We start from the raw sequence: 5,617 nt of genomic DNA on the forward strand, positions 1-5,617 counted from the left end.
AAAAAATTATATAACGAAACAATTAAACTATAAAGTTTAAATTTAAAAATATCACAACACAATCCATGTGGAATAAACTTATGTATGCAATTTTTATGAATGGCGGGAAACAATATAAAGTTAAAAAAGGTCAAATTATTAAATTAGAAAAGTTAAATAATTCTGTTCAAACACAGTTAAAATTTGAAACAGTCTTAATGATCTCAGATAATAAAGAAGTAAAAATAGGACAACCAATATTACTTGATAGTTATATACTAGCAGACATTGTATGCCACGGACGCAATAAAAAAATCAATATAATTAAATTTAATCGCAGAAAACATTATAAAAAACACCAAGGCCATCGTCAATCATTTACTAAAGTTTTAATCACAGAAATTCATACATATCAAGGAGTAAGTTAATGGCTCATAAAAAAGCAGGAGGATCTACTAGAAATGGACGAGATTCGCATTCTAAAAGATTAGGTATAAAGCGTTTTGGAGGAGAACTAATATCTCCTGGAAGTATTATAGTCCGTCAAAGAGGAACTAAGTTCCATGCAGGGAAAAACGTAGGATGTGGGAAAGACCATACATTATTTGCTATAATTAAAGGAAAAGTTAAATTTGAAATTAAGGGATTAAAACGTAAAAAATACATAAGCGTTGTTAAACAATAATATATACGTTTTATTAAAAAGTTTTACACAAATAAAAAGTATCCATGTACAAGGATACTTTTTATTTGTGTAAAATAAAAATTATTAAAAATTTTAGAATACGAATGACAATATCGAAAACAATATAATTTTTGTAAAATACATACTTTAATTAATAATTATTATAAGGATAGAAAAATGAAATTTCTGGATCAAGTAATAATTAATATCATTGCTGGAAATGGAGGAAGTGGGTGTACAAGCTTTAGAAGAGAAAAATACATTCCAAAAGGAGGGCCAGATGGAGGTGACGGCGGGGATGGTGGTAGTATTTGGTTACAATCTAATAGAAATCTAAATACTTTAATTGACTTTAAATTTAAAAATGTTTTTAAAGCAAAAAACGGAGAAAACGGAAAAAATAAAAAAAAATCAGGGAAAAAAGGAATTGATATCGTTATAAAAGTACCTATAGGAACAAGAGTCATCGATCATAATACTAATGAAATAATAAAAGACATTGTAAAAGACAAACAATTAATTTTAATTGCTAGAGGAGGATGGCATGGTCTAGGAAACACAAGATTCAAATCTTCAACTAATAGAACACCTCAAAAATATACTACAGGTACACAAGGAGAACAAAGAAAAATTAAATTAGAATTAATGTTATTAGCTGATGTAGGAACACTAGGACTTCCAAATGTTGGGAAATCCACTTTAGTTAGTAGTATATCTGCAGCAAAAACCAAAATAGCAGATTATCCTTTTACAACAATATCACCGATATTAGGCACTGTAAAAATTAAAGAAAACAAAAATTTCGTAATTGCTGATATCCCTGGATTAATTCCAGAAGCCTCTCAAGGGCGAGGACTAGGAATTAAATTTTTAAAACACTTGACAAGATGCAAATTATTGCTACATATAATTGACATCTCTATAAAAAATAAATTTAACATATTAAATAACATAAAAATTATTTTAACAGAACTAAAAAAATATGACAAAAAATTATGCAAAAAACCAATTTGGATCGTATTCAATAAAATTGATCTGATAAATAAACACGAAATAAATAATATTTCTGAATATATTAAAGAACATTTAAAAAATGTAAACCGATATTATTATATTTCATCAATAAAAAAAATAGGTATCAAAACAATGTGTCAAGATATTTTTAAATTTATAGAAAATAATAACACTAATTTAACAAATATAACGTCGACAACTTATAAAGTTAAATCTAAAATAAAATGAAATTTATATATTTGTTAATATTGAATAATATGCATATTTCTAAAATGTATGCTATTATCATAAAATAAACAAGGTTACTTTTTAATAGTATTATACAATATAAAATAGTTTACCCGGTTTACTCCGGGCATTAACATAAACTTTTAAAAATAATTTAATTAAAAAAATTAGCGTTTAGAAAATTGAGGACGCTTTCTCGCTTTTCTAAAACCTACTTTTTTCCTTTCTACTTTTCGAGAATCACGAGTAATAAAACCAGATTTTCTTAATTCGTCTCGAAAAGACATATCATACTCTACTAATGCGCGAGTAATGCCATGACGAATTGCACCAGCTTGACCTGAAATTCCACCACCTTTTACAGTAATATATAAATCACACTTATTTAACATATTAACTAATTTTAAAGGTTGTCTTATGATCATTAAAGTGGTTTTGCATCCAAAATAATTCTCCAACGAACGATTATTAATCGTAATAATCCCACTTCCAGACTTAAGAAATACTCTAGCAGAAGAACTCTTTCTACGACCAGTACCATAATTATATATATTATTTATCATTTTGTCTTTCTCATTAAACAGTTAATACAATTGGGTCTTGTGCTAAATGAACATGATTATCATCAGGATATATTTTAAGTTTTTTTAACATTTTTCGACCTAGCGAACCCTTAGGTAACATACCTCTTACTGCGATTTCAATAATCCTAGTTGGATAACGATAAATCATATCTTTAAATATAATTTTTTTAATACCTCCTGCATACCCAGTATGATGATAATAAATTTTGTCGGTATATTTCTTACCTGTTACCAATATTTTACTAGCATTAATAACAATTAAATAATCACCCATGTCAACGTGAGGAGTATATTCCACTTTATGTTTTCCTCGCAATCGAACAGCAAGAAAAGAAGCTAATCGACCCAGTATTTTATTTGTAGCATCAATACAATACCATGACCTTTTTACATGCTCCGTTTTAGCAAAAAAACTTTTCATAATAAATTACCTATAAAATATTAAATTTAATTTGAAATGATTATAATAATTTCGATGTTAATACTATTTTAAACATTAAAAGTTAATAATGTTATAACATTAGTGAAATATTTTGTAATTAAAACATTAATTTAACATCAATTATTTTTACTGACATACATCAAAATTATCAAAAACTTTAATGAAACACATTACGATACTTTCATAAAATATTTATAATTTCTATTACGTTTTAAATATAGAAGTACGTCATGAGCTATATAAAAATTGAATACCCTAAAAAAATTAAATATAATAAATTTTATTTTTTTAAATTCATAAATATAACTTATTGTTATAATATCAAAAAACTAAATTAACAAACTTTATTAAATTTTTATTTAAAATATTGCTGTTTTTAATCAAAAATTTTATTTTAAAATAAATTTTAATATAAATTAAATTAAAATAACGTAGTATAAAAACAGTTTTTCTAAAATCATGTATTTAAATTAGTTTGAAAGGCATTAAATATGGAGTCCACCAGTAATTTACTAACATTACGCAATATTATTAATAGTTTAGATAAAAATTTAATTACTATACTTTCTAAAAGAAAAAAAATAGCTACGAAAATAGCAAAAACCAAAGCTGAGCAACACTACCCAATAAGAGACATAGAAAGAGAACAACTTCTATTAAATGATTTAATTTTATTTGGAAAAAAATATGACCTCGATCATGAATACATTTCTAATTTATTTAAAATTATAATTAAAGATTCTGTTATAACCCAAAATAATTGGATAAAAAACAATTGTTATAAAAATAGAAAAATATACAATTTTTCTTTTCTTGGCGATACTGGATCATATTCTTATGAAGCCACTAAACAATACGCTAATAAATATTTTCAATTTTTTTCTAAAAATTGTTGTAATACTTTTCAAGAAATCGTTAATAATGTTGAAAATAATCAATCCGATTATGCAGTGTTACCAATTGAAAACAATTCTTCAGGATCAATTAAAGAAACATATACTTTACTAACAAATACTAAATTATTAATTATTGGTGAAATAAATGTTCCTATAAATCATTGTTTACTATCTAAAAAAAAAACTCAGTTAATAAATATTAAAACAATCTATAGTCATAAACAACCTTTTATACAATGTAGTAAATTCATTAAACATTTTCCTAACTGGAAAATAAAATATACTAATAGTACAACAGATGCAATAAAAAAAATATCTGGTAATACACACTTTAAATCTGCTGCATTAGGACATGAAAAATACAAAAAAATATACCAATTAGAAGTCATATCTAGAAATATTTGCAATTTAGAAAAAAATGTGACTCGATTTATAATATTAGGAAGAACACACATTAATATCTCCACTAATATTTCATCTATAACAACAATTATGATACTAATTAATAATAACAACTTAATTAAAGATATAATAAAAATATTAAAAGAACATAATTTAACAATAAGACAACTAAAATCTCATGTGATTTCTACAATATCTTTACGAAAAATAATATTTATAGACATTGAAAATCACATCAATGCTAACTCAATGCAACAAACGATAAATAAACTAAAAAATATTACTTCAGTTAAGATACTTGGATGCTATCCAATGGACAAATATTTTTCATAAGCTAAATTATTAATCATTAATTTTAAAAAATCTAATATAGCTCTATTTTATCTAAAAAAAGAAAATAGAGCGTATATGATATTTAAGATAACATAAAAAAATTTCTTTTAAATAAAATTCGTTGTATTAAAATTAAAATGTTAGAATAAAATAAATCATTACTGAAAAACAATTACAATGTTGACATTTTATAATCTTATTTAATACTCAAAATATTAATAATATTAAACATCTATGTAACATCTATTAAATGTACTTAGCATAATACCAACAAGATCTGTATTATTTATACCACAATACATATTAAAATGTTCAAAAAATCTAACATGTAACAAAAAGTTACCTTCTTGCATTAAAATTATTTTAGAACTTTATATTTATTTTATACAATATATAAGAGCGTTATATAATTTTATAATTATCATTAATATGCAAAAGTATATTTTATTTTAAATAATATAAACAAAATTTTAACTTATATTGAAATGTTAAAATATATTACATGCACTACAATAATCCGATACAAAATTTCTACATTAATTATAGAGTAAAAATATGTTTAATAATTTAACTAAAAAACTTTCAAAAATATTTAACAAATTATCTAATAAAGGGACATTAACTGAAAAAAACATAAAAGACACATTACAAGAAGTAAAACGAACGTTGTTAGAAGCAGATGTCGTGTTATCAGTAGTAAAAGAATTTATAGAATCCGTATCTAAAAAAGCTATTGGAAGTAATGTTAATAGTCATTTTACCCCAGGACAAGAACTAATAAAAATCGTTCAAAAAGAACTAACAGAAATATTAGGAAAAAATAACGATCCTCTAAATCTATCCACTCAACCACCAGCAGTGATAATGATAATTGGATTGCAAGGACAAGGAAAAACAACGAGTTTAGCAAAATTAGGAAGATTGATAAAAAAAATAAAAAATAAAAAAGTTCTAGTAGTATCTACAGACATTTATAGATCTGCAGCAATAAAACAATTAGAAATACTATCACAACAAGCCAAAGTTGATTTTTATCCTTCTAATATTAATCAAA

The 5,617-nt window shown here is 24.0% G+C and carries 6 protein-coding genes and 1 pseudogene; 5 read left to right on the top strand and 2 right to left on the bottom strand.

Annotation, left to right across the window (positions count from 1 at the left end; all coding sequences use genetic code 11):
- Window positions 1-80: 80 nt before the first annotated feature.
- The 3 genes from rplU to cgtA all read left to right on the top strand — a co-directional run bounded on the left by rplU (window position 81) and on the right by cgtA (window position 1,906).
- Window positions 81-407 carry a 50S ribosomal protein L21 gene (rplU, locus tag D9V73_RS01790; RefSeq protein WP_158336576.1) on the top strand — a complete coding sequence of 109 codons (327 nt, stop codon included), beginning with the start codon at window positions 81-83 and terminating at the stop codon, window positions 405-407.
- Complete coding sequence (gene rpmA / locus D9V73_RS01795) at window positions 407-664, top strand: 50S ribosomal protein L27 (protein ID WP_158336577.1); 258 nt, start codon at window positions 407-409, stop codon at window positions 662-664. Before rplU ends, rpmA begins: the two co-directional genes overlap by 1 nt.
- A 177-nt stretch (window positions 665-841) precedes the next feature.
- A complete protein-coding gene (cgtA, locus tag D9V73_RS01800; protein ID WP_158336578.1) occupies window positions 842-1,906 on the top strand; it encodes an Obg family GTPase CgtA in 1,065 nt (354 codons plus the stop codon).
- Between the two features lie 167 nt (window positions 1,907-2,073).
- Here cgtA and rpsI read toward each other — a convergent pair whose 3' ends face one another.
- Together rpsI and rplM are read right to left on the bottom strand one after the other, a co-directional pair.
- Window positions 2,074-2,469, bottom strand: a complete 396-nt coding sequence (gene rpsI, locus D9V73_RS01805; RefSeq protein WP_158336579.1) for a 30S ribosomal protein S9 — start codon at window positions 2,467-2,469, stop codon at window positions 2,074-2,076.
- A 13-nt stretch (window positions 2,470-2,482) separates the two neighbouring features.
- The gene (rplM, locus tag D9V73_RS01810; protein ID WP_158336580.1) at window positions 2,483-2,911 is read right to left on the bottom strand and encodes a 50S ribosomal protein L13; all 429 of its coding nucleotides are present in this window, start codon (window positions 2,909-2,911) and stop codon (window positions 2,483-2,485) included.
- A gap of 512 nt (window positions 2,912-3,423) precedes the next feature.
- Here rplM and D9V73_RS01815 point away from each other — a divergent pair.
- A complete protein-coding gene (locus tag D9V73_RS01815; RefSeq protein WP_158336581.1) occupies window positions 3,424-4,563 on the top strand; it encodes a chorismate mutase in 1,140 nt (379 codons plus the stop codon).
- Between the two features lie 555 nt (window positions 4,564-5,118).
- Window positions 5,119-5,617, top strand: a pseudogene (locus D9V73_RS02935) (signal recognition particle receptor subunit alpha); the annotation flags it as partial.

Source organism: Buchnera aphidicola (Melaphis rhois) (assembly GCF_005080745.1).
GTDB classification, from domain to species: Bacteria; Pseudomonadota; Gammaproteobacteria; order Enterobacterales; family Enterobacteriaceae; genus Buchnera_B; species Buchnera_B aphidicola_AT.

What these genes read in the sequence shown, in the direction of transcription:
- cgtA (WP_158336578.1), top strand. Translation starts at nt 842, where the DNA reads ATGAAATTTCTGGATCAAGTAATAATTAATATCATTGCTGGAAATGGA.
- rplM (WP_158336580.1), bottom strand. Translation starts at nt 2,911, where the DNA reads ATGAAAAGTTTTTTTGCTAAAACGGAGCATGTAAAAAGGTCATGGTAT.
- D9V73_RS01815 (WP_158336581.1), top strand. Translation starts at nt 3,424, where the DNA reads ATGGAGTCCACCAGTAATTTACTAACATTACGCAATATTATTAATAGT.
- rplU (WP_158336576.1), top strand. Translation starts at nt 81, where the DNA reads ATGTATGCAATTTTTATGAATGGCGGGAAACAATATAAAGTTAAAAAA.
- rpsI (WP_158336579.1), bottom strand. Translation starts at nt 2,469, where the DNA reads ATGATAAATAATATATATAATTATGGTACTGGTCGTAGAAAGAGTTCT.
- rpmA (WP_158336577.1), top strand. Translation starts at nt 407, where the DNA reads ATGGCTCATAAAAAAGCAGGAGGATCTACTAGAAATGGACGAGATTCG.